The sequence below is a fragment of the Ekhidna sp. genome (assembly GCF_040220215.1).
In the GTDB taxonomy this organism is placed as follows: Bacteria; Bacteroidota; Bacteroidia; order Cytophagales; family Cyclobacteriaceae; genus Ekhidna.
Genome location: NZ_JAVJTR010000025.1, coordinates 46,915 through 70,078 on the forward strand (window position 1 = coordinate 46,915; position 23,164 = coordinate 70,078).

General features: G+C 42.1%; 6 protein-coding genes and 1 pseudogene. 4 read left to right on the top strand and 3 right to left on the bottom strand.

The genetic code is table 11. The annotated features are described in order from the left end of the window. Positions 1 to 145 precede the first annotated feature (145 nt). Positions 146 to 12,082: pseudogene (locus RIC88_RS19785) on the bottom strand (LamG-like jellyroll fold domain-containing protein); the annotation flags it as partial. Positions 12,083 to 12,356: 274 nt separating this feature from the next. Here RIC88_RS19785 and RIC88_RS16635 point away from each other — a divergent pair. After that, positions 12,357 to 15,455: a CHAT domain-containing protein gene (locus RIC88_RS16635; RefSeq protein ID WP_350218698.1), complete on the top strand. Its 3,099-nt coding sequence runs from the start codon at positions 12,357 to 12,359 to the stop codon at positions 15,453 to 15,455. 31 nt (positions 15,456 to 15,486) lie between these two features. Here the strand turns inward: RIC88_RS16635 and RIC88_RS16640 are convergent, their stop codons facing one another. Both RIC88_RS16640 and RIC88_RS16645 read right to left on the bottom strand, forming a co-directional pair. Next, on the bottom strand, positions 15,487 to 16,530 hold the full coding sequence (locus RIC88_RS16640; protein ID WP_350218699.1) for a TolB-like translocation protein: 1,044 nt from the start codon (positions 16,528 to 16,530) through the stop codon (positions 15,487 to 15,489). A gap of 59 nt (positions 16,531 to 16,589) precedes the next feature. Beyond that, positions 16,590 to 17,384, bottom strand: coding sequence for a DUF6503 family protein (locus RIC88_RS16645; RefSeq protein ID WP_350218700.1), 795 nt, complete (start codon positions 17,382 to 17,384; stop codon positions 16,590 to 16,592). Between the two features lie 179 nt (positions 17,385 to 17,563). Between RIC88_RS16645 and RIC88_RS16650 the strand changes: the two genes are divergently transcribed. The 3 genes from RIC88_RS16650 to RIC88_RS16660 are packed head-to-tail and all read left to right on the top strand — an operon-like array spanning position 17,564 to position 23,140. After that, entirely contained in the window at positions 17,564 to 17,899 is a 336-nt protein-coding gene (locus RIC88_RS16650) for a PadR family transcriptional regulator (RefSeq protein ID WP_350218701.1), read from the top strand. Beyond that, positions 17,899 to 20,541 (top strand): ABC transporter permease, encoded by a 2,643-nt coding sequence (locus RIC88_RS16655; RefSeq protein ID WP_350218702.1) that lies wholly within the window; start codon positions 17,899 to 17,901, stop codon positions 20,539 to 20,541. The genes RIC88_RS16650 and RIC88_RS16655 overlap by 1 nt, the downstream gene beginning before the upstream one ends. Then, positions 20,534 to 23,140, top strand: a complete 2,607-nt coding sequence (locus RIC88_RS16660; RefSeq protein WP_350218703.1) for an FtsX-like permease family protein — start codon at positions 20,534 to 20,536, stop codon at positions 23,138 to 23,140. The genes RIC88_RS16655 and RIC88_RS16660 overlap by 8 nt, the downstream gene beginning before the upstream one ends. Positions 23,141 to 23,164: the final 24 nt, after the last annotated feature.

A 23,164-nucleotide genomic window follows, 5' to 3' on the forward strand; every position in this document is an offset into this window, starting at 1 on the left:
CTGTAACCGTTCCATCTGCATCACCTGCAAGGTTAGCAGCTGTGGTGCCACTGTTCTCATCAAATCGATAATAGGCGACCAGATGATTGAGGCTATCAAAATCCGCATCAATTTTTCCAATCATGTGATCACGGATATTGGTCTCTGAAAGAGGGACATCCCAGATTCGCACCTCATCTACGTCTCCGTTAAACCTCGAGCTATTCGCGCCAGCCGATGCATTTTCAACGTTCCCTATTCGGACTGTTGCAGTTGAGTTGGCAATTAAACTTAGAGAAGTTGCTGACGTAAGGGTGACAGTTTGTTCCAGTCCATTCACATAGAGCTTAATATCTTGTGTTGTTAAATCATACGTAGCTGCTACATGATTCCAACTACCTGCTTCCAAAACAGGATTATCTGTGACTATCTGACGGTAAGTAGTCCCTGCTACATCTTCATATAAGGTAAACGCCAGTGTCCCGGTATTTCGCATATCTAATAACCAACTGGATTGTCCGGCAATTGAATTGTACTTTGAAACTAGCGCGTCAGCTTCCGCTGGAGCAACTAGGTCATCCGGATTAACCCAAAGTTCGATACTCAAACCACCATTTGTTGGTGTAAATGAAAAATCATCAGGAATAGATACCCAACTTGAGCCATCGAGACTCAAGGCATACCCGGCATCTACCGGTGTAGGATATGGACTTTGATCAATCGCCGTTGCAAATTGGCCACTACCCGATTGTCCGTAGGCATATATCTGATCATCCTCTACATCTGTCCCTATTGGGCCACTGATACTGGTCCATACGGGATCAGCTCCATCATTTCTAAAAACAATTCTTCGATCTGAAGTAAGACCATTGATGCTATCGCTTACATCATAGGTTTGGCCCGGAGCAAAAACACCATAATATTGGGTATCATCAATGTTGTCAAATCCTGAAATGGTGTTATTAACCGGTGTTTGATCGACTCGATAAATATGCAGTGGCAGATTAGCAGTTCCGAAATTTGTTAGCCGAAATCCATCCAAACTTCTGCCAGAACCAGTTGAATAAGTGTATTCATAATAACTAACATCACCCAGGTGAGCACCAGATAATCCATAAGATGCTCCCCCATTAATTGAACCGTTATTGATTCCCTTAAAATCAAGAAGGTTTAATGCATCACCGCTATCATCCATCCGATAGTATCCAACTAAACTTGCAAATTCAGGATGTGCATCTGTTACTTTACGAGAAATGTATTGTCGAATACCATCTTCCTGCAATGCCTGATCCCAGATTCTAACCTCATCCAGTTGGGCATTTAGAAAATCGCTCGCCGATATTCCTCCATTCGAGTGATAACCCCCTATTCTAATATCTGTCGCATCTCCTATGTAATCAGGTATATCTGCATTAGCCCTTCCAATTTCCACCCCGTTTACATAAAGAATCTGATCCGTCCCATCGTATACTCCGGCAATGTGATACCACTCTCCCAGATTTAAGGTGTAGTTCACTAAAAGAGGCTGTATTGCATTGGAGCCATTGACTTGGCCCAGGAATACCTGATAGTTTGCACCATCATATGTATAGCCCATTGAATATCCATTTGGGTCAAGTGCTCCGTCAAGGGTGCCCTTGTTGATAAATGCATCGGTATCTCCATTTCCAGGGTTTGAGGTGATTGATACCCATGTTTCCAGGGTATATGTTGGGTTTTCAAAAGATGGATCATTTGTAATAACAACCACATCATCACTACCATCAAAGTTTAATGCCTCTCCTGCTCCTTCTGCTGCTGGATAATTAAATGTGAATGTTGCAGCAGGACTAAATTCCGAAGTTCCATCTCCTACATTCGTAGCGGTTGCTACTACCTGATCACCACCAGTTAGAGAGAGAGAACCAATGCTCCATGTTCCTAATGAAACAGTGGCTGTACCAAGGTGTACATTGCCTTGCCCATTCGAATCATCATAGTATAGATCAATAATATCTCCATCAGTTCCGGTACCGGTTACAGAGCTGCCTACCGTGATAGGATCGATTGCCGGTGGAAGAATGCCATTATGCGCCCCGCCACCTAAAGTGATCCCTGCCGCATTGTTGTAAATTGAATTACGCTGAATTTGATTGCCATTATTTCCGGAACCCTCAATTAATATCGCATTCGCAGTATTCTCGGCAATAATATTTCCATCTCCTGTTATGGTATTGGACCCAATAATGTTGTTATCAGAATTCAAATTATTGATCATGTGAATTCCATTGGAGTTTGGAAAAGGGGTAGATCCATCCGACGAAACTCCTATGCTATTCCTAATTATGGTATGCCCACTTGAGTTGTTAAATCTTATACCGGTTGTATGCCCCGAAATGACATTTTGTTCAATGGTCGCACCGTTTGATCCGTTGATATTTATACCATTTCCGGCACCAGCAGCTGCAGATTCATCCGGGGTAAGTCCAAGGATATTACCTTGTACAATTGCCATATCCCCACCGCTAATACTAATCTCAGAGGTTGTATTGTTGGAAATCACATTTTCCTCGCCGGGTGTTAGACCTCCAATTTGTGCATTATCTGCATTTGTCCCCAGACTAATACCATTGGTATTGCTCATCCAGCCGGCTGTGCTATCAGGCATGATACCTATGTAGTTGCCTTGAATGGTTCCTCCACCTAAATAAGAAAGAACGCTAATCCCTGCAGATCCAGATCGAGTGATGATATTTCCCTTGTTTGGAGCGCCAAAAGTATATCCATTGGGTGCTCCTCCTGAGACATTGAAACGGATACCCGCAACTGTAAAATTGTCAATATGAAGTCCGTAGACTTCTACCTCATTGTTGGATGTAAAGTTTAGTCCGATACTTCCAGTACCACCTCCATTGATTCTTGGTATTTCTCCATTGGAAATGTTCCATCCAGGCTGAGTGGTTGCATCTATTATAGTTCCCTGTGCGGAGAGGTTTGGTAGGTCTGAAGCTAGGTTAATTTCCCATGGAGCAGCACTTGGTATATTAAAAAAGATAGATGCCCCTGGATACATATTTGCAGAATCAATGGCGGCCCGGAATGAACCGGTTCCTGTGTCATTGGTGTTGGTCACCATTACAAAATTTGCATAGTATGGCGATGAAAAAGTTGAATATCCATTTACATCCTCTACCAATACTACATAATGTGAATTAGGCGCAAAACCGCCACTTACAACAGCTTGACCACTTACTACAACTCCTGACCCAGCAAAGGCTATCCCCTGGTCATTGCTACATCCATCATCAGCGAAATAAACATATACACTACTTCCATCTAACGCCCCTGTTGATACAACAGCAGTAGTAGGATTCACTGCATCAATCGTTGCGCCAGGGGTAAGAGGTCCTGAGTTGTATCCGATTCCTCCACTGGCATTACAACTAAATATGTTTGTTCCAAGTGAAGTATTTGCAGAATTATTGGTGTTAAAGAAAATACCGTGCTCTGTATTCTCCGATATAATGTTCTGATTTGTATCTCCTATGTTAATGTTGGTGGGGCTGGTTTCAATTTGGATACCATTGCCTGCGTTACCTAAAGCAGAGGATCCATCAGACTGTATACCGATATAGTTCCCATTGATGTTGATGTCATTGCCAGCCTGAATCCTGATACCGTGATCTCCATTGCCTGAAATAAGGTTTAAATCACTTGGTGAAGCGCCTCCGATTGTTACATCCGATACATTACCAATTAAATTAATACCACCAGCCGTGTTTGAAAGCGCTGCAGTTCCTGCATCATTGGTTCCAATTTTATTTCCTCTAATCGAAACGGCAGTAAGACCTGATCCTCCACCGGATCCATTGAGATTTAACCCATATCTAAATGCACCGGTTCCTGCAATAAGGTTTCCTTCACCTGTGAAGAAATCTCCTCCTACGGTGATGCCGGTTACTTCCCCGGTGGTAGCAATTCCATGATCTCCCATACCAATCCCGGAAATGTTTACTCCATCTAAGGTACCAAATCTATTTCCCTGAATGACCGCACCATCACCATTCACTACATAGACACCATTTCCATCAGTATTATGGAAAATATTTCCTTTTCCAGAAGCACCTATAATGGCATTATCAGCATTGTCAGTTGCGAGGTAAATATTACCCCTGGTGACATCTCCATTAAATTCTGTTAGTATCAATCCATAGACTTCAGCACCAGCTGCGTCAATGTCAATTCCATTAACTACACCTAGGGTTGACCCATTAATGGTAACCATGCCGTTGGGATCACCAAAAGTCCAACCCGGCTGGGTTGAGCCGTCTATAATAGTATTAGCTGCGGTGATTTGAGGAAGTGCAGAAGCAAGACCAATGACCCATGGTCCTGATCCTGCTATATCAAATGCAATTGTGGTTCCCGGGTTGGCATTTGCGTAGATGATAGCATCCCGGAGAGAGCCTATACCTGCATCATTTGTGTTTGTGACTAATGACGGAGGAATTGAGGCAGGAGCTGAAAATTCAGACGTGCTTAGGGTAGCATTACCTGTTGTCTCGTCATCCACAACCAATGCAACATATTGCTTAGCAGGATCAAATGATCCACCACCTACAGTCCACGATCCACCACTCACTGCATCAATAGCAGAAACAACTAGCAGTTTACCTTGATCGAAAGCGCATGAGTCCGTTTCATAAATAAATATGTTTGAATTGTCTTCCACAGTAGACGTTCCCGAAATAGTCGTGCTTGAAACGGAGGTAATAACCGGTGCATCAATATCAGGGGTCGAGTTGAAACTTATGCCACCCTTTTCATTACAGATGAATTCATTCGCATATATCTGATTATTGTTTGATTCAGTCCCTACTAACTGGATTCCATAATCACCACTATAGCCAATGATGTTTTCTTCACCGCCACCTTCACCCCCAATAATTAATCCATTATGCCCGGTTGGGCTGTTGATGTAAATGGCTGAATTAATGTTCTTTAGCTTAGTTACTCCATCTGCTTCAACACCTATTCTATTGCCTTGAATAGTTACGTTATTAACTCCTAAATTGATCGTTATCCCGCTACCGGTTCCGGCAAAATTAGACTCAGCTACTATTCCATTTCCTGCGATGGTATTATTGGTAATACTATTATTCGTACTCGAACCATCTATCACATTTAAATAAATTCCACTTGCTTGGTTTCCTATGGTATTATCCGATAGAACAGTTACCTCATCAGCATCCAGCACCATGTTTCCATTACCATTAATATCGACTCCAATGTGGTTTCCACTAATATCAAGGTTGGTTTGATCCATGGAGATATTGATACCATTTTCAAGGTTTGCACCAATGGTATTTCCTGTGATGGTAATATCCGTTCCGCTTGTTCCGGATACATTTATTCCGTGTGTTGTATTACCTCGTGGAGTGAGTCCATCCGGTGTTAGGCCAATGATATTGTTGGTAACCGTATGATTATTGACTGTCCCGCCTCCTATAGCAAGACCGGCAGCTCCATTGCTGGAAATCGTATTGCCACTTACTGTTACATTATTGGAGCCTGATAAAAGTGCGATTCCATTTCCCCCATTACCCAGTGCATTCCCATTTGCCGCTAGTCCAATGATGTTATTTTGAATAAAGCCTGTTGATGAATTGCCAATCGTTATGCCGTCAGCATTGATATCTGTGTTGTTACCAGAAATAATATTCTCTAATCCTGCAGATACACCACCTATTGTAAAAGTGTAAGTACCTCCAATATTGATACCTCCTCCTTCATTATAAATTAGGGCATTTCCGGTTGCATCTGTTCCTATGTAATTTCCCTGAATAAGGAGGTTGCTTCCTCCACCTACAGTCACAATACCATAACTTCCATTACCGGCACCTGAAATCACATTTCCGAGTCCGCTACCAAAATTCCCTCCTATGATCAGGTTGTCGCATGTTCCGGTAATTGAAATGGCATCTTGCGTATTTTCAGATCTTGAAGAGCCATCATCGGTTCCCAGCCAGTTTCCTTGGATGGTTGCAAAATCGGCTCCATCAATGTATATGCCATTTACTCCATTTCCATGAATGATATTTCCGGCAGCATTATTACCTATAACAACATTATCAGCTGCGTCTGATTCCAAATTGATTGCTCCATAGGTAGTCCCACCGGTAAATCCGGTTACGATCATTCCATATACTTCTACACCTGAAGCATTGATGTCTATTCCATGATTATTTACCGCTACTGAAGAACCATTTATGGTAACCATGGCACTAGCATCGCCAAAGGTCCATCCTGATTGGGAGGTTCCATCAATGATGGTATTGTTTGCTATTATCTGTGGTAAAGCTGATTGCAAATCAATGTTCCACGGGCCACTTCCTGCTATATCAAATGTTATTGTTGTACTTGGGTTAGCATTTGCATATGTAATTGCATTGCGGAGAGAGCCGATTCCAGAATCGTTTGTATTAACAACCACTCCTGGTGGGGGATTCCACGTGGAAGGCGTCCACTCCGTACCATCCATATTGGTAAGCTCTCCAGACAAACCATTTCCAGATAAGTCGGGAAGGGTTGTGGTTCCGGAGGTTTCGTCAAAGCTGTAATAAGCTATCAGGCCTTGTTCATCTCCCACTAATGTGCTGTAGCGATTCGCGTTAATTTCTGCAAGGAGTCTCTCATCATCCCAGATTCTAACCTCATCTATGCTCCCTTCAATATTAAAACTTCCTCCAAACTTACGGTCGCCTATACTCAACGTCCCGAATGAATATGCAGGCGTTCCCAGCGTGATGGAGCCGTCTGTGTCATCAACTCCATCTACATAGATAGTCCCATCACCGGGACCTCTATATACAATGGCCACATGGTGCCATGTTCCATCATTATAGGAACCTACGGTTTGCATGGTTCCCCCATTTACGTTAAACCCGATTACATCTCCTGAAAATTGCTGAACAGAATACTCTGCATTTGAATTACCCTTTTCAAGAATAATTCTATTCCCTGTCACCGTTGTATTCAGCCAGAATTCAATGGTGAAATCGCCTGTTGGTTCCAGTATGTCATTATCAAAAATATGGATGTAATCCGTCCCGGTGAATGGTAATGTATTTCCTGGCTGTACCATAAATCCATTAGACACAAAATAGGTACTTTCACTTCCCCCAAAATCTGTTTTTGCCCGATAGAAGTATTGAGTGCCTGCCGTCAATGTTGTATTGATATCAACACCACCGGATGTGCCCACGCTCACATCTTGCGAAACGAACGATCCAAATTGAGGGTCAGTAGAAACGTCTACAATTAGATCAATAGCTCCTGGAGGGGCTACTAAATTCGGCGTGAACCCTGCTGTGGTAACATTAGTGGCATTAAGGATTTTTGGCGGAGCTAAGGCATTTGAATACAATGAAATTCTTCCTCCATTGAAATCATCTGTTCCGGTCATTAACAAGTCTAAGTCACCATCATTGTCATAATCACCCCAATCTACCGTGGAATAGAGGTAATTCTCTACCTGTAAGCCTGAGTTTACAAAACTTCCTGCATTATTATTATAAATGGTCGTTGTTGGGTCATTTGTCTCGCCAGAGCCATTGATCACCAAATCAAGATCACCGTCCCCATCGTAATCCCCCCATGCAATCTCACCTTCAGCATTTTCTAATAGTCCTGCATTGATGTCAATAAATGAGCCGGCATCATTTCTGTAAATTGTTGGCACGTTATCTGAAGCGGAACCTCCGGATACCACTAAGTCAAGATCCATGTCATTGTCATAATCTCCCCATTCGACAACACCTGAGATTCTTCCCACCAGTCCAGCCGCAATATCTGTAAATACACCACCATCATTTTCATAAATGTTAGCCATGTAGCTGGTACTATTATCATAGCCACTATTTACAAAATCGAGATCACCATCATTGTCATAATCACCCCATGCTATTCCACCTAAACGACGACCAGGAAGTCCGGCGCTTATATTGGTGAAAGTACCGCCATCATTACGGTAAATATTGGTTGATCCTAATGCCGGAGTAACCTGATATTGACCCTGAACGATTAAATCTAAATCTCCATCATTGTCATAATCTCCCCAATCTGCCTCTGAGTAATAAACTCCCTGAAAAGACCCGCCTGCATCAGTAAATGTTCCAGCATTGTTTTGATACAAGATGGCAGTCGTATTGCTCAGCTCATCAATTCCTGTTGCAAACAAATCAAGATCACCATCATTGTCATAATCCCCCCAATCAAGACTACCTTCGTAAACACCAGTAAGAGAGGCACCTATATCTGTAAATGTTCCACCTGCATTATTAAAGATTTTAGTGATCGCAAAGCTGTAATCGCTATCCCAACCGCTGACCGCAACATCTAAGTCACCATCACCATCATAGTCTGCCCAGGCCGCTGCACCGTCAACAACACCTTCCAGAGCTGTATTTTGTTTTACGAAGGCTCCTTGAAATGGGCTAGTTTCAATGAAAAAGTTTAGGCTGTATGGAACAGCCACTTCACCTGCAAGACCTCTTACCCCATTTGTTATAATTACAGAAACTTTCTCCCCAGCTAAAAAATCAGCGTCGGGATTAATGGTTAATGTTGAGCTACCACCTCCTGAATAAATGGCGGTCGCCAGACCCGATTGACTTCCCCACACTTTGATGTTGGTTGCATTAAGACTTGTTCCATCCAGTGTGGCATCAAAATCAATCAGGATGTTATCACTGGCAAGTATGTTGCTTTCAAGTTGAATTGGAGTAGTTGTGGTGACTGACAAAGGTGGACCTAATGGAACGGTAGACGTATTGAACGTAGCTCCATTGACAGTCCCATCATTCGTATTTACTGAAGCATCTAAAATATTTGTTGCACCAACTCCCTCATCAAATGAGTAATATGCCACTAGATTCGGTTGCGGTATTGATAGGTCTACCAGACTATATCGGTCTGAGAAGTCAGATTTTACTGCACTCCAAATTTTAAGTTCATCTAAATCACCATTTAAATAATTACAATCACAGACTGAGCCCTGGCGTGCCATATACATGGATTGGGAATCTCCATTATCTGATGGACTAAAACCATAATTGTGCGTGCCATCCGCTACTCCGTTTAAATAGAAAGAAGCTGTAGTACCTGTAAAAGATACTGCCACATGTACCCATTCGTTCAGTGGTACGTTGGTGGTGCTTAATCCCCATTCTGATGTTGATACACCATCCACAAGTTGTAAGGCAATTTTATCTCCTTGTATCTGAAAAATCCAGGCATCATTGGTTGCTATTCCATTGCCGTCTCCTTTGCTCGCGATGGTTTGAGAACCGGAGGCATTTAAATACACCCAGGACTCAATGGCAAAGTCACCACTCACTAAGTTCAATTGAGGATCATGCGGCACTACTACTGAATCATCTGTGCCATCAAAGCTAAGTGCATGCCCGGCAAACGCTTCTGTCGTTGCAAAGGCCACAGAAGAAGGGCTAGTCCCATTTGAGTTTGTAGAGCTCACTCTAAAGTATAAGCTTTCATCAACTCCCGCTGTGTATACGACAGATGTTACCCCCGGTCCTGGATTAGGTGGCGTTACAGCAGAAGTGATATCTGTAGGTGACCCAAAGGCCAAATCAGTTGATGACTCAATTATAAAGCCCGTTTCATCCGAAGAATTATCAGACCATTCGAGCGTGATATCTGTGCCAGAAGAATTGTAAGCAATCAAGCCATCAGGGGCAATTGGCGGATCGGTTAATACGTTTATAGATGTCGTTTGTACACAGCCAGTTGGATCGTCAGTTACTTCTAGATAATAAGTGCCTGCTGACAAACTCCCTACTGAAGGGCCTGATCCAACAGAGGTCGTTAATCCCGCATCACTATACCATTGGTATGTATACGGACCTGGTGTTCCACTTGCTGTCCCTGTCGCATCTAATGCTCCATCGGTTGCACCCACACTACTTTCGTTTGTAACTATAATAGAGCCTCCATTGATGGTGGGGTTGGTTGAATTGTCAGCCACAGCCACATTAGAAATATCTGAACAGCCATTGTCGTTATTAATTACTTCTATGGTATAAGTATTGGGAATTAAGTTTGAGACCGTAAGACCAGCGGCTCCCACAACATTGCTATTAGTGCCTGCTCCTCCATCGGCAATGGGTCCCCCAGTTCCAACACCCTCATAAATTGTCATAGTATAATTAGAGGCAGGCTCTCCGAACCCGGTGGATGCAGTGACAGTGATCTCTCCATTACCTCCTACACAAAATGTATTGTCCGTGATGAATGGTGTTACAACAGGATCATCACAAAGTGTCGTAACATCAACGAAGAGGTTTGCATTCTGCACATTGGGTGATCCTTCATCATCCTGAGCAACAATGTAGAGGTCATAGTCGGTACCGTGCGCTAAGCCGGAGGGGCTCAAAACAAAATCAGAAGCCGGTGTTGTAACATTAATATTTCCAGATGTGACCTGACCTGTTGCTGATGCAGTTGTTACTTGCCCTACTGTTGGTGCAGGACTTCCATCGGTCACCACTACATAAAAGTATGTTCCCTCCTCGTTCAGCTGAACGGTGATGTCAAAACCAGTTGTGCCAATGTTATCGATCAGTGGATATCCTGAAATGAAATAAGGTGCAAAAACATCATTATCAAAAGCAGTAGAAGTTATCCAATTTGAGGTTGCAAAGTTCAAGGTAAACGGCCCTTGAAGAAGTCCATCATTTCCATTTCCAGTCAAGTCAGGTAGTATTGTATAGCTACTATTATCTCCATTTGCGACTCCCTGGTTGAAATCATAATATGCAATCAGGTCAGGGTCAGATGATACATCTAAATACGCATCGTTATGTATTTGCTGCTGGGTGCGAGGCGTGTTCCAAAATCTGACTTCATCGATTGTTCCATCAAAAAATTGGGTAGGGGCAGAAGCGTTTCTTGCGCCAATAACTATGTCTTCTGATCCTGCAACTGCAGAGCCGGATAATGAAGCTGTTCCTTCCAGGCTTCCGTTAACAAACAGACTAGCTTCAGATCCATCAAAAACACATGCGATGTGATAGTATTGGTTTGCCACCACAGTAGATGTACCAACAATATCCATGTTAAGGCCTCTCAAACCAAAGCGCCACTGATTAGTAGAATTTATTCCAGTTATAAATTCAATGGATGCATTGCCAACGTTACTCTTCGACATTACCCAACGAAAGTTTCCATCTACGGTTTCCGGTCTTGCCCAGTATTCTATGGTAAAGTCTCCATCATCAAGATTGAGTGAGGCATTGTGAGTAATATTTACATTATCGTCTGTTCCGTCGAAGTTAAGGGCATTATTAGCAAATGGCGGTACATCAGCATTGTCATAAGCTACATTACCGTTTAATGTACCATTGTTTCCATTAACTGTTTGATCTACCGGGTTACCTACACCCTCGTTAAAATTCAAATAAGCTGTGAGATTTACATCCCCCGGATTTGCTTTTAATAGATAACTTGCCTGTATTTCAGCACCGGATTTTGCTACGTTCCAGATTCGTAGCTCATCCATTTTACCCGTGAACTCTGCAAAGGGTGTCGGACCATTGGTTCTTAGTGCTCCTAACGAAGTGTTATCAACCGTGAGTCCCGTGTGTGCATGATCATAATAGGTAGCATTTTGATCAAGGACACCATCAACATATACCAAGGCATTGTTGGCATCTTCCTGCACATAAGCCACATGGTGCCAGGTGTTATCCAGGACAGTAATTGCCCCTTGATTATCGATTTGTACCGAACCTGCATCATCAACAAAATAAATTCTTATTTTATCGGTTACACTTGTTCCGGAACCAATTACAAATAGTGGGGCATTTACATTGCCAGTATTGCCCTCCGAGAAGAATACTGCGCCGTTTTGAGCAGTTCCCTTAATCCAAAACTCGATTGTAAAAGTGGTTGTTACTTCTGAGATCGGAAGTCCACTGCTTTGCGCCAGATCCACATAGTCTCCAGTACCATCGAAATCGATTGAGTGTTCTTGCGAAACCGCATCTAATGAGAAAAACAGTGATAAAGTGACTAGAGAAAGCTTACTGAAGGCTGAACGTAGCATGTTATTGACTTTTAGGTGGTATTAATAGCAAATAAGGCATTTTTAAAGGGTGTCAGCAATACCATAAACACGGTATTTAGACTAAAATAAGCTACTAAAATAAAGCCTTAAGGATCAATAGGTTTTTATCAAATTGTTATTTCGATTAAAATCCTCCACGGTACCATGAACTGTGGCTTCCAGCGTATCTATATGTATTATCTTTAGGTTTGTTTACAACCCATTATTTTACAATGTCCCTAATGATGGTTTTCTTAGTATAAAATACACTACCATGAAACTGCTAAAATTCACAGCGCTCTTAGTAATTGCTACTTCCGGATACTCCCAATATGCGTTTTCTGATAAAAAAGCAGAAAAGCTCTATTATAAGCTAGATGATGCTTATCTGGATTATGATTATGCCACCATATTAGATAATGAAGAGCAAGCAAAGGAAACCTTTCTTGCTAAAGAAGATACGGTTGCTGCAAATGTCTATAGCTATCTGGCGGAAGCGTATGACTATGAGCTTGGTGATTTTCAGAAAGCCCTAGATTTCTACAGTCTTGAATTATCTCTTCGTAAAAAAATTGACCCGGATGGTGATAGAAAGGACCTTTTATACAACATGGCCACTCTACAGTCCGAATTAGGTTATTATACCGAAGCTGAAAGTTTCCTCACTCAAATCCAAAAGTCAGATGCAAAAGCATTCGGAAAAGAGAGCGCAGAATACTTCGATTCATCACGGGCTTTAGTAGAGCTTTATCTTCAAACTGAGCAAGTTCAAAAGGGATTGGAAGTCGCCGAAGATATCAAAAAGGCTGTATCGAAAAATAGTATTGAAGAAGGTGTAGCACATAAATGGGTTGGTGATGCGTACGCCATCCAAGGCTCCTTCAAAAAAGCTGAAAAAAATCTCTTACGAGGTATTGACACTTTCGAAGATAACGGTCTTGAAGCAACTTTTGAATACGCTTCAACGCTGAATAGTCTGGGTATCCTCTATCTAGATAAAGCAAAGCTTGCCGAAGCTGAAGAAGTTTTTGAGAACGCATTAAGTGTAGTGAATCGAATTCAAGGCGATTACGAAGATGTCATTGCCGGGATAAATAACAATTTAGCAAAAGTCTACTTCAACCTGGGTGATTATGCAAAAGCAGCTGAACTTCAGCGTGAGGTTTTAGCTCAAGACGCAGAGTATTACGGTGAGGATTCATTTATTTATGGCAAGAGTCTTCTCAATCTTGGCCTGACACTTTTGTATGATCGAGAGTTCGGCGAATCTGAAAAGTTACACCTGAAAGCGCTTGAGATTTTCAAGCAAAACGAAGGGGAACAGGGAGTCAATTATGGCTATACACTTAATAACCTGATTCGTTTAAATACCAATCGAGGCTACATAAGTGATGCCATCGATTATGGTCAAAGAGCTATCAAAGTATACGAAGCATCATTGGGTACGGAGCACCCCGAAACGGCATTCCCGTATTTTAACCTGGCAAATGCTCACCTTGGGTATGAGGAAGTCGATAAAGCTATTCCACTTGCACAAAAAGCCTATGATATTAGAAAGAAGGTACTTGGAGACAAGCATCCATATTTTGCGCGGAGTGCAAACCAACTAGCCATTCTAAACTGGAAACAAGGGAATCGTGATGAAGTGATGGGTTTTTATCAAGAGACGTTTGATAATTATTTTAATCAAATCAATACTTACTTTCCTGTGCTAACTGAAGAGGAAAAGGCCACTTTCTATTACACTAACCTGAAGCCTGCTTTTGAGCAGTACATCTCTTTTATTGTAGAAAGCTCTAGAGAAGAAAAAGAACTAATCGGTGAGATTTACAACTATCAGCTGGCACTAAAGGGGCTGATTATGTATGCCACCGCCAAAGTACGTGAGAGCATCCTTTCCAGTGGTGATGAAGTCTTGATTGAAAAGTATGAAAACTGGATCAGCCAAAAAGAGCAACTGGCTAAACTTTTTAGCGCTTCAGACATCACTTTAGAAGAGCGAAACAAAAAAATTGATTCACTAACTGAAATCTCAAATAACCTTGAGGAAGAGTTGAGCAAATCGTCCAAGGTGTTTGGGGAAAATTTTGCAAACCGAGAGCTCACCTGGCGGGATGTTCAAAAAACCTTAAAGCCTGGTGAAGCTGCTGTCGAAATCGTGAGGTATAGGGTCTTTTCAACAGACTCTGCCGGTGTTTTTACAGATGAAGTGCATTATGCAGCTTTGATTGTTAAAGCAGATACTGAGGATTATCCTGAAATGTTGACCATGCGAAATGGTGCCCAGATGGAAAATAAGTATCTGGCCAACTATCGTAACGCAATCAAGTACAAAATCTCTGAAGACTATAGTTACAGATTATTTTGGAGGCCAATCGCAAACCGGCTAGGTAATGTAAGTAAAATCTATCTGGCTCCTGATGGTGTCTATAATCAAATCAGTATTTATACCCTTCAAAACCCACAAACAAAGGAATATCTCATTAATGAAATTGATCTTTCCCTTGTCACCAACACAAAAGATTTGGTGGCTGAGAAAACCATCAACACTGGAACAGGTAGTGTATTCTTTGGCTATCCAAACTACAATATGGGGACCAATGAAAAAGATGTGAAAGAGGAAAAAGGTAGTGGTGGAAGAGGTATGCGTAGTGGTGGCTCAGGTACGTTGGAAAGGGGGGCAACCATTCCCCGTGGAATTAGGGGAAACCTTGTGCGATACATGCGTTCATTTAATGGGTTGGCCATGCTGCCGGGCACAAAAAAAGAAGTTGAATTAATTGATAGTTTATATTCAAGTAAATCACAAAACGCAGAAATCTATTTGCTGGAGGAAGCAGTTGAAAACAAGATCAAAGAAATCAAGAATCCGAGCACATTGCATATTGCAACACATGGGTTCTTCCTTGAACTTGATCCTGCTGATGGTTCAAACGATCAATATGTTGAGAATCCATTGCTCCGTTCTGGACTCGTTTTAGCAGGAGCGAATAGCTTTATTCGAACAGGTGAATTGGATGAAAGGCAAGGAACTGATGATGGAATTCTAACCGCCTTTGAAGCTATGAACTTAAACCTGGACGAAACGGATATTGTGGTGCTCTCAGCCTGTGAAACAGGACTTGGTGAAATCAAAAATGGTGAAGGCGTTTATGGCCTTCAACGAGCATTTCAAATAGCTGGAGCAGACGCCATCATCATGTCCATGTGGACAGTGGATGATGCTGCCACGCAAGAACTAATGACCACCTTCTACGAAGAGTGGCTTTCACATGGAGATAAAAGACTTGCTTTTAACACGGCTCAAAAACGACTTAAAGAAAAGTACGATAAACCATACTACTGGGGTGCGTTTGTAATGGTGGGAGAATGACACAAACATAAGTTCATCAAAAAGGGAAGGCCTATCGCTTTCCCTTTTTCTTTTCCCAGATTTTTAAATCCATGATTAGAATCCCACGGCCTTTACCAGCCGGGTCTTCTGAATGGGCATATTGGAATGCCATGAATCTGCCATCATCGCTTACTACCGGATTGGATGCTTTATACTCAGGATTATCATTGAAGTAGGTAATACGCTCAACATCACCTGTTTCATCTAGCTTCAACTTGTAAATATCCAATGTTAAAAATTCCTTCATTCCCTTATAATTTGTCCTGTGACGATTGCTTTCAATGAGCATACTCAAACCATCCGGAAAAATTCCCTCAGCCTCATCATACGTGTCTTTACTGTTGGAATAGTTGACGAATTTCTTTTCTTCTATGTCGTAACCCAGAACCTCGGCATTAAAACCAAACTGTCCTCCGAAAGCATAAAAGAATAACTCATTGCCATTTTTAGGATTGAAGTTTTGCGTCTCCAAATCCCACCCTTTTGCAGGGGATGGAAGATCTCCCGAAGTAAATAGCGGCTTCCAATTTTTCAACTTTGGCTTTTCTCCATCATAGTCGATTTCCCCTTTGTAAATGGTGGTTCCCAAAGCCCAGGCTATTTGCATTTTTTCCCTTGAAACTGCGGGACCCTCCTTACAATGCACACCTAATGGAATAGGCGGAGACTTTAGGTCTTTCTTCAACACCCATAATTCCGCATTTCTTGCATCCCTGCTTTTCCAGGGATTTTTTGAATCAAATTCACGAGCTCCGGATAATAAGATATCTCCGTTAGCGAGGTAGAGTGCTCTGACAAATCCTTCATGAAAAAAGTGGTGGGTCATTGGTTGGATGATACCTGTCTCTACTTCAACTTCGAACACATCCCCGAAGGTTTTCTCTATAAAAAGGATACGTTTACCATCATGAGACCAATCGGCTCGTTCCCCGAAATAAGTAATCTGAGTAATATAATCGGGTAAGTCTTCTAAGGGGGACTTGTTTGTATCCTGAGAAAATGAATGGCTGAAGGAGGCAACAAAAAATAGTAGGAAAAGGTATAAATGCTTCATATTAATTGAGGTGATTAAATTTCAAATCTAATCACTATCCCACTTACGAGTTTTCACACTCACCCTTTGCCTACATTCAATGGAGCTATCTGTGCATTTTCTGGCATCACAAATAAGCTGTCTGCAGGAGCCTCTTCTGAGAGCTCAATGCTGTCGAAAAAAACCTCATTGCTCATCTCACCAACTGAGTCATCCTTAAACTGATGCCATTGAATTGCTGTGGGTAACAACAGTCCATTGACCTCTGCCCATTGATCGTATTTGATCAGCTTATAAGTATCGCTTGGTTCCCCACTTCGATAGGTAACTGTGTACATCAGCCATTCCATTTTATTAGTTTCAGGATCATACCACAAAATGTAATTGTCATCCGGAGCGTCTCCGATGTTTTCACCATAGGAAATTTTGATCCCATTGTAGGCTTTGCCATTCAATTCCCGTGGCTCTACATCTTCGTAAAAAGCACCCGGATCACCGACAACAAAAGGCATAGCATAGAAATAGAAGTACAGATTATGATAAAACCTAGCTCTACTGGCATCTATCGTGTCTGGAGTAACCCACACTTCATTGCTATCAAAACCTATGGTTTGTTTGGGTGATTCCAAACGAATTTGTCTGTTCTGCAGGTTAGTGATGGTGGACTCGTCTCCCTTCATGTAAGAGAGAGATTTCATTTTTGACCATTGCTCATAACCCCCGTGAGCGTCCATCACTTTCGTGAGTGATTCGCTGTGATGAGAAGGTGCTTCATAGATCGCTTCTGCCTGAGTAGCCTCTTCGGAGCTTTCTTTTTGGTTGTTCGGCTGGCATGCTACTAGTACAGCCAATGATAGAATGGTGAGGTATTTCATAAGAATATTTTTTTCAAATGTAGCGTATAAAAAAGGCTTTCAAGACCTGTAAAACCTATTTTACATGAATAAGTAAGTTGGACTACATTCAATAATTAATACCAAAATGAAACATTAAAACTACAAATAAGGTATAAGGATAATTATTAATACTACATTTAAGGTAAAAATGTAAAAACATGGGAAAACATCAACTCGGAGAATTTGAAGAAGTAGTGATGCTCACCGTCGCAATCCTCACGGATGATGCGTATGGTTTCGCCATCATCGAAGAGATGGAAAAGCGACTCAACCGGAAGGTGAGTATCGGAGCATTACAAACTGTACTTCGCAGGCTTGAGAAAAAAGGCTACCTGTCTTCAGAGATGGGTGAAGCAACTGCTGTGCGTGGTGGTAAACGAAAACGATTCTTTCACCTCACATCAGCGGGGAAAAACGTTCTTCAGGAAACAAAGGAACAACGACTTGGACTATGGAATGCTGTTCCTGAATTTGTCGTGAAGTTCAGCTATTAATGAACAAACCAAATCAGATATCGCCACCGAGATGGTCGCTCAAATTCTTCCGCTGGTTCTGTCATCCTGACTATGTGGAAGATATTGAGGGTGATCTATTTGAACGATTTGAAAAAAGGACTAATAAAAATAGAGCAGCTAAGTGGCTGTTCACACTGGATGTGCTAAAACTATTTCGCCCCGGCATCATAAAGCCAATCAAAGGCAGTCAAAAACTAAATAACTACGACATGTTTAAAAATTATTTCAAAATAGGTCTCCGAAACATTCGCAGGCATAAAACATTCTCTGCACTCAATATTGCGGGATTGAGCGTTGGGATCGCGAGTTGTATTCTGATACTCATTTACGTGAACAATGAGTTATCCTACGATACATACAATAGCAATTACGAAACCACCTACCGCGTCATTCACTATTATGGCAATCAAGGCGATCTGCCGGATTACGCATCACTTCCTCAAAAAGAATATCAGGTTTGGGGAAATGCACCCATCGCACCCGCCATGCAGGAGTACTTCCCTGAGATCAGCAAAGTGTTCAGGTTTACAAGCGATTCTCCCTGGCTGCTTTCAAGGAATGGAATCACCTACTCAGAGACTGACATCCTATTTGCAGATTCTACTGCTTTTGACATTTTCGACTGGAAGTTCCTGGCAGGAAACCCTAAAACTGCACTTGTCCGGCCAAACACGATCGTTCTAACAAAAACATTAGCTGAAAAATACTTCGGCGATGAAAATCCAATAGGAGAAACAATCATTATGGACAATGATGAACCTTATGAAGTAACAGGGGTGATTGAGATTCCAACCAACTCGCATTTCTCCTTCAATGGTCTGGTTTCCATGAGCACCTTTCGAAAATCCAGACCGCAGATTTTCACTGCCTGGGGCTATGTAGATTTCTACACTTACTTCACTCTCAAACCGGGAACTAACATTGAAACCCTCAAAGAAAAAATTCCGGAATTTATTGAGAGCAACTTCACCAGTAACTTCAATTACTCCATTGATTTTGAGCCTTTGTCAGATGCCTACCTTCACTCGGAGGCTGGAAGACAGCCCGGTCCTGTTGGGAGCATGGGGAGTATTTATATCTTCACTTCTGTCGCTCTGTTCATCTTACTAATTGCCTGTATCAACTTTATGAACCTTTCTACCGCCCAATCAGTAGAGCGAGCAAAAGAAGTAGCGATTAGAAAAACGATCGGGTCTCATCGTGGGGCATTGATTTATCAATTTTTGGTAGAGGCTATCCTGGTAACCTTTATAGCATCAATACTTGCCGCTGTATTCGTCATTTTTGGTCATTCGCTTCTCGAAACCATTTCCGGAAAAACATTGCCGATCGATTGGCTTTTTACACCTCAAAATGCGCTACTTGCTTTGGGGGGAATATTATTCATAGGAATAGCGGCCGGGAGCTATCCTGCCTTTGCATTATCGACTTTTAAGCCGGTCACAGTGCTTAAAGGCTCCTTTAAAACATCGTCCAAAGGCATATGGCTTAGAAAATCTTTAGTGATTCTTCAGTTTTCCCTGTCCATCATTTTGCTGGCCGGGGCTGCAGTTGTTTCAACGCAACTCGATTATCTTCAGAAATATGATCTGGGCTTTGACTCAGAACAAATGCTGGCTGTGGACTTTGGGTATGATGATCTGGTTCAACAAAAACGTGAATTTATTAAGCAACAGTTTCTAAAGCATGAAGATGTTGAAATGGTCTCTGTTTCGCGAGCAGTGCCCGGAGACTTCTTTCCTAATGCAGGAACAGGGGTGGCGGATCCTGTTTCCGGAGAAATCGTTTATAAAAGTCCGGCCATCTATGAAGTTGACGAAGACTTTATCCCGGCTTATAAAATGAACATGGTGGCAGGGAGAAATTTCTCCGATGACTTTCCGCTTGATTCAGCGAATGCCCTAATTCTAAATGAATCTGCTGCCAGACTGTTTGGCTATCCAAACCCTGCCGACATCATCGGGAAGTCTTTCCAGCAGTGGGGTCGGGAAGGAAAAGTCGTTGGCGTAGTAGAAGATTTTAATTATGTGTCTTTGCATGAAGATGTAGAGCCTTTGTCACTTCGCTTCGGTACCCAATTCAATGTTTCAACCATTTCAGTGAAACTGAACAGTGATGACTTTTCGAAAACGATAGCCGAGTTGGAAAACATCTGGAAGGGAATCATCCCTCATCGCCCTTTTGATACACGTTTTGTGGATCAAAACTTTAATGCTCAGTATGAATCTGATGAACGATTTGGAATGATTTTCACCACATTTTCAGGATTAGCCATCTTTGTTGCATGTTTGGGTTTGTTTGGATTAACTATCTACAGCACCAGCCAACGCAATAAAGAAATAGGCGTGCGAAAAGTGATGGGTGCTTCCATCATGCAAATAATTGCCCTTCTTTCCAGGGACTTCCTTACGCTTTTTATCATTGCCCTTGCTATCTCGGTACCACTTTCCTGGTATGTAATGAACAGTTGGTTGGATGGGTTTGCATACCGCATTTCATTAGGTGTTGAGGTCTATGCTGTATCCGCTTTAATCACTTTGCTGGTGGCATTCATTACCATGAGTTTTAAAACAGTAAATGCCGCACTCTCAAATCCCATTGAATCGCTGCGAGATGAATAAAACGCCTCCAAAATATCCCCTTCGCTTCTTTCGCTGGTTCTGTAATCCGGACTATGTGGAAGACATTGAAGGTGATTTATTGGAGCGGTTTGAAAAAAGGACTAATGAAAAAAAAGCAGCTAGATGGCTATTCACACTAGATGTATTCAGGCTCTTTCGCCCGGGTATTATCCAAAATTTTGAAGGAACAAAAAAACTCAACTACTACGGCATGTTTAAAAATTATCTGAAGGTAGGTTACAGAAACCTCATTCGAAATAAATCAAATGCGCTCATCAATATCGGTGGATTAGCAATCGGCATAACCGTTTTTATGCTAATCAGCTTATGGATCATCGATGAATGCTCGTACGATAAAAACAATCAAGCGCATGACCGAATTGCCATGGTGCTTAAAAAACGCACGCTTAACAGCGAAACCGGCGTACGATTTGCACTCCCTATTCCAATTGTGGATGAACTTCGCACCAACTACAGGGAAGATTTCAAACATGTAACCGTCACCGGATGGCAAGGATCTAGCCTGATTGATACGAAAGAAAAGCAATTGAATCTGATTGGCAACTACATGAGTGCCAATGCTCCCGAGCTCCTTGCTTTGGACATGAAGGCAGGCACGCGAGAGGCTTTGAAAGAGAAGTTTAGTGTCATCATGTCTGAGCAGGCCGTAAAAGCACTTTATGGAGATGAGAACCCCATTGGCAATCAGGTTACTATAGACGGAGAACTAACCATGACTATCTCCGGAGTATTTGCAGATCTACCCAGGCAATCCAGTTTCTCTGAGCTATCATTCATTGCAAACTTTGATGGCTATGCCTCTACACAGGATTGGATCATTAGGGCAAAAGAAAATGCGCTATGGGGAAACAATTTCTGTCGGGTATATGTGCAATTAGCCGAAAATGCCTCGCTGGATGTCGTTAACAAAAAAATTGAGAAGATTATCTATAACAATGAAAGTGATCGGGGTAAAGAAAATGATCCAAAAGTGTTTCTCCACCCTATGAAGGACTGGCATCTAAGAACTAACTGGGAAAACGGTATTCAGGCAGGTGGCCCTATTCAATACGTATGGTTGTTTGGCGCAATCGGCATATTCGTATTGCTTCTGGCTTGTATCAACTTTATGAATTTAAGCACCGCACAGGCTGAAAAAAGAGCCAAGGAAGTGGGTATAAGAAAGTCACTGGGATCCATGCGATCACAATTAATCAATCAGTTTTTGGTTGAGTCTGTACTGACAGTCTCGATCTCTTTTGCGCTCGCCATCACAATCGCCTTACTTGCTCTACCATATTTTAATCAGCTGGCCGATAAGCACATCATTTTCCCTATTGCAAACCTATATTTTTGGTTAGGAGGCACATTGTTCGTGATTGTAACCAGTTTAATTGCTGCCAGCTATCCAGCATTCTATCTGTCGGGCTTCCAGCCTGTAAAAGTATTGAAGGGCACTTTTAGCCCGGGTAAAGCTTCTGGCAACTTAAGAAGAGTACTCGTAGTAACCCAATTCGTCATCAGCATTACCCTAATAACCGGGACAATCATTGTCTATCAGCAAATCAATCACAGCAAAAACCGACCAATAGGTTACGATCCGACAAATCTCTTAAGTATTCGATCGTCAGCTACTGCCTTTCAGGGGAAACATCAAATTCTAGCGGATGAACTATTGAAGTCTGGCTCAGTATCCTCCATGTCTCAATCCTCCAGTCCTCTAACCGAAATAAATACCACCCATAGTGGATTTAACTGGGAAGGCAAAGATCCGGAATTGGTGACCAATTTTGTTTTTTCATTTGTGACACCCGGGTTTGGAAAGACCATCAAGTGGACCCTTAAGGAGGGCAGGGATTTTACCTCTAAAAAGTCCGATGAACAAACATTTATCTTTAATCAGTCTGCAATTGATTTTATGGGAATTACTGCTCCGGTAGGCAAAAGTGTCGACTGGTACGGAGACTCCTATCGCATCATTGGCATTGTTGACGACCTGATCATTGACTCACCGTTCAATCAGCCTCGGCCTGCCGTATATGCGGTTCACACTGGTAAACCACAGTGGATGCAGATCAGGCTAAATGAAAGTCTTCCCTTAGCTACATCTGTGGCTCAGGTGGAAGATGTCTTCGATAGCGTATTACCCAATGTCCCGTTTGAGTTTGAGTTTGTCGACCAGCAGTATCAACAAAAATTTTCTTCAGTGGAGCGAATCGGCAATCTCTCAGGAATATTTGCTCTTTTGGCCATTTTTATCAGTGCCCTTGGATTGTTGGGACTTGTATCATATATAGCGGAGAGAAAGACCAAAGAAATTGGCATACGAAAAGTACTTGGAGCATCGGCTAAAAGTATCGTGTGGGGTCTGTCTTCAGAGTTGGGAAAACTTGTGATTTTCGCCTCAATCATTGCTGTTCCGCTCAGCTATTATGCAAGCAACAAGTGGTTACAAGGGTTTGCATATCGGATCAATCCGGAATGGTGGTATTTCCTGGCAGCAGGATTTTTTGGCCTTTTGATCGCAATTCTCACCATCAGCAAAAAATCTATCCAAGCGGCCACTTCGAATCCTGTAGAATCTCTAAAAGATGAATAATCCTAATCTGTAAAGCAGACATTG

Bases quoted from the DNA above. Each gene is read 5' to 3' on its own strand.
- RIC88_RS16635 (WP_350218698.1), top strand. From the start codon at position 12,357: ATGAAACTGCTAAAATTCACAGCGCTCTTAGTAATTGCTACTTCCGGA.
- RIC88_RS16640 (WP_350218699.1), bottom strand. From the start codon at position 16,530: ATGAAGCATTTATACCTTTTCCTACTATTTTTTGTTGCCTCCTTCAGC.
- RIC88_RS16645 (WP_350218700.1), bottom strand. From the start codon at position 17,384: ATGAAATACCTCACCATTCTATCATTGGCTGTACTAGTAGCATGCCAG.
- RIC88_RS16650 (WP_350218701.1), top strand. From the start codon at position 17,564: ATGGGAAAACATCAACTCGGAGAATTTGAAGAAGTAGTGATGCTCACC.
- RIC88_RS16655 (WP_350218702.1), top strand. From the start codon at position 17,899: ATGAACAAACCAAATCAGATATCGCCACCGAGATGGTCGCTCAAATTC.
- RIC88_RS16660 (WP_350218703.1), top strand. From the start codon at position 20,534: ATGAATAAAACGCCTCCAAAATATCCCCTTCGCTTCTTTCGCTGGTTC.